The organism is Candidatus Paracaedimonas acanthamoebae (assembly GCA_017307065.1).
GTDB classification, from domain to species: Bacteria; Pseudomonadota; Alphaproteobacteria; order Caedimonadales; family Caedimonadaceae; genus Paracaedimonas; species Paracaedimonas acanthamoebae_A.
Genome location: JAFKGL010000047.1, coordinates 1 through 3744 on the forward strand (window position 1 = coordinate 1; position 3744 = coordinate 3744).

Consider the following 3744-nt stretch of genomic DNA (forward strand, 5'->3'; position numbering starts at 1 on the left):
GATATAAAGATAAGAGATGGGGTTGCTTTAGCTAAAACCTGCAAACAATTAGGCAACGTGATCAATACCCCAAGTATCTGGGAAAACTATGCTAAAAGAATCCCTGGAACTCATCGATATCTCCAACTTTCTCACAAAGAAGGCGAAGAACCAAAAGCCTTCCCTCAAAAAACCGTCTCTTTTTATCAGTATCTCCTTAAACGCTCAATTTCAGCTGAGATCATTCCCCTTCATTACTTGTCCCCCGAGTTTCCTGCCCTTGTTAGTGGAAATGGCTTAACTGTTGTGGGAAGATACCATAAGGAGGGAGAATTAATCGAGGAAGATGATTCTGAAAATTATGGAGATGAAGAAGCTTACGTTTGTACTTTAACTCGCGTTTCCCAAGGATGGCAGTGTTATCTCTCTCACCAATCTAATATAGAGGAGGGTTTTGTTGTGCATGCAGTAGATGCCTCTGGCTCACTCAGTGTGGGGACCGAAGCAGGGGCAACAATGCGAAATGACAGGAGAAGAACAGCTGTTTTGACAAAAGGAACAGAAGAGGTGCGTTATCTTAAAAATACCTTCGAACATTTAGAAGATGTGGATAAGGAATTTAGCAAAGCCACTGGCATAGCTGCATCTCAAGAAAAGACAGTCATTGTGGGTGAAGCCAGAGACCCTGACGCCTCCTACCTTCATTTAAAGGCTGCTCAATGGATCCTTACAGGAGAAGATGAAAGTGTCCAGTTTCTTGGAACAATCAATAATGGAGAAAAAAGTCGTGCCCTGGCTATTAGCCTTAACCAATCCACGATTGTCGGAATCTCTGATGATGGAGCCGATAACAATAAGCGTAAAGCCTTTATCTGGACAGAAACCGATGGGATGCGTTCCTTGGGGACCTTAGAAGGCGATATGGAAAGTGAAGCTTCTGCTGTCAGTGCCGACGGCAATGTTGTTGTTGGAATTTCTTATAAAGTGAAGAGGTTTCAATATGGTGATAAACCCAATGCGAAAGCTTTTATATGGCGAAGAGCCCCCCCTGAAGCTTTACAAAAGGCTCATGAGCTTAATTTACCCGTGAGGGCTGGCGGTTTTATGAAGCCTCTTCATATTTCTCCAAGATATATCAACAGTTTTGCGACAGCCATAAGCGCAGATGGCAGACGCATTGTGGGGTATTGTGAGGATCACCAAAATACAAAAAAAGCCTTTGTGTGGGATATAAATATTGGCACGTACCCAATCGAATCTTTATTCAGACATTTTTTACCTCAAGGTTCTACCCTTAACAACGCCATGAGCATCAGTATGGATGGAACAAACATGACCATTAAGGGGCAGATATCACAAGAAGATCATTATGGGACTGTCTTTTATGCTTTTGTTCCCCGGATTGATGCGGTTGCAGCCCAAGGAATCAATTTAATAAAACAAATTCCTACCGCTCAAAACTCAAATGGATAATCTTCTGAATACCAAGCCTCTCTCATGAAGCTTGGTCACTCAGATGCCTCTAGCTCCATCATGGCTGTTGCACACTTCATAAACTCCAATCCTTCAACAACGAGACCAAGGCATAAATGCGCTGGATCATTTCGGATTCTTGAGTGAACAAGTTTTTCACCTGTGTAATCTTGGCTCGATCATTGGCTGGAAAGGTCACCAGCGATATTTCATGTAGCTCAAGCTTGCTTAAAAGTCGCTCACCCGATTTTTTCCCTGGTCGCGCCTCAAGCACGCGATACCCAATTGATAAACTATCTAAAACGCCGGCTTTCATCAATGTATAGGCCTCAAGGCCACGCTGCACGTCCAGCAGTAATCGTCCTTTCACGCGCAACCCATGACCATCTTCTTCGAGAGATTCCCAAACCCCAATCGGTTGACTGGGGTCGTGCTGCCACAGCATTTTCGGCACTTGCCCCGAATGCCACCAGTGCCGCAAGGAATCCATAAAAGCTCCCTTCATCACACGAACTCCATGATCATCAAGGTGTTCAAATACACTGGCATAACCTTCAAAGACACCCTCTTCTTCCAGATATTTAAGCTCAATCGGATAAGAAATTTTATTCAGTTTCATTGTTTTTTCCTTTCCATGGGTTGCTTAAATCTGATCGCCATGGGGGACAGGAACATACCCCACTGCATGACGCTTTTCGTTTATCGTCAGAAAAGAAGCATTGGCGATTTTGGACCAAGCCTCTTCTCGCCGTTGCGCCAAAGCCGGGATTCGGTCCACATCATGAACCAGCTTCAGACCTGGTTCAAATTGCGGCGCCAACCATCGATTCAACTCATCCGTCAAATAATCCAATAAAGGCAAGATCGTATCTTCCCACAGATGAAAGCGCGCTTCTCGGTAATTTGAAAAAGTCGCATCGCCCCGAACTCCCACTAACATCGGCGGCACTCCATAAGCTTGTGCAATCTCACGTGCCGTCATACTTTTTCCTTCGATAAAGTCGAGATCTTTGGGCGAAAGTCCCATTTCTTGCCACTCAAAATCACCTTCCAAAACGAGGATCCGTCCTGCGTTATCTTGTCCTTGGTAAAGAGCCCGAACATCGTCGCGCAACTCTTGCCGTTGCTCATCTGTCAGATTTAAATCGCGATCATTTCGCCCGACCAACAGAGCCCCCGACGGTCGACCTCCATTTTGCAGCAAAGCAAGATTATGACTTGCCACCGTATTGTGCTGATCAATCGAACAGGCCGCTGCTTCAATCGGACTCATTCCATACCAATCATTGAGAGGATGAAATAACTTTAAGTGCAGAACATGAGACCATCCGGTTGTGGGATCGACATTCAGTTGTCGCTTTGTCCCATTGACCGTGTACTCAAAAGCCTGTGGCACCCCTGCGGCCCCTGGAACAATCTGCACACGATCTGGCCTTAAAGGATAAAGTTCCGCGGGCCGCCCTTTCATGTCTGAGACAATTTCAATGTAACTATTTCCAGCCAACAACAAATACGACAAAACAGCTTCAATAAAGGCAGAGCCACCTTGTCGGGGACTTGGATGATGCAACAATGTTAAAAGAGGATGCGTCAAAAGCTCTTCATTATTCTTATAAAGTCGCCATGGCACACTGGCTGCGCCGCGTGCGATCAAACTAACAGCCCGATAGACGATGATGTTTTTTTGATATCCTTCAACTGTCAAAGCATCGTACTGCCTGGGGGTCCATTGGGGGCGTCCCACTTGGTTTAACGCAATCAGTTTTCCAACACGGCTTGCTTTTTGTTCGTTGTTCTTCTGGCCGCTTATTGTTGGCCAGATGTTTCCTAATTTTTTAAAATAATTTTTCATGTAACCTCCTGTTTAATTTATTTAAATTATTTATTCTTTTTTGTTTTTTCTTTTGTTTTTGAGTTTGCGGACCGTACGCCCAGAAACTCTTATGGATCCATTTAGTTTTTACATCTTTTTCTCCTTTTCCCTTTCTTCACTGCATCTGTCACGCACACTGAGGGCCTTTTGGTGACTTATTGACATCGTCTGGTGGCCTGGGATCCTCGGCACAAGGCCGAGGATGACCAAATAAAAGTTGTTATCCTTTCTTCTTCCATCTCGCCAAGGAACACAACCATATCCAACCTGCGTCATTCTCGGGCGTGTCCCGAGAATCTCAAGCAGCCTATAGATCGAACCTGTCACCTTTCGATCTCTCCCAAACCTTTCCATCACGAATCGGTCCATCACCATTTCCTTTCACCACCATTCCCCACGTGCACCGTGCCTGTCACGCA

General features: G+C 45.1%; 3 protein-coding genes. 1 reads left to right on the plus strand and 2 read right to left on the minus strand.

The annotated features are described in order from the left end of the window. On the plus strand, positions 1 to 1452 hold a 1452-nt coding region (locus J0H12_07630; GenBank protein ID MBN9413768.1), incomplete at its 5' end, for a hypothetical protein. Positions 1453 to 1528: 76 nt separating this feature from the next. On the opposite strand, the gene J0H12_07635 is transcribed toward J0H12_07630, so the two are convergent. Together J0H12_07635 and J0H12_07640 are read right to left on the minus strand one after the other, a co-directional pair. Beyond that, positions 1529 to 2071: an HK97 family phage prohead protease gene (locus J0H12_07635; GenBank protein MBN9413769.1), complete on the minus strand. Its 543-nt coding sequence runs from the start codon at positions 2069 to 2071 to the stop codon at positions 1529 to 1531. Between the two features lie 24 nt (positions 2072 to 2095). Continuing rightward, entirely contained in the window at positions 2096 to 3304 is a 1209-nt protein-coding gene (locus J0H12_07640; protein ID MBN9413770.1) for a phage portal protein, read from the minus strand. Between the last annotated feature and the right edge of the window lie 440 nt (positions 3305 to 3744).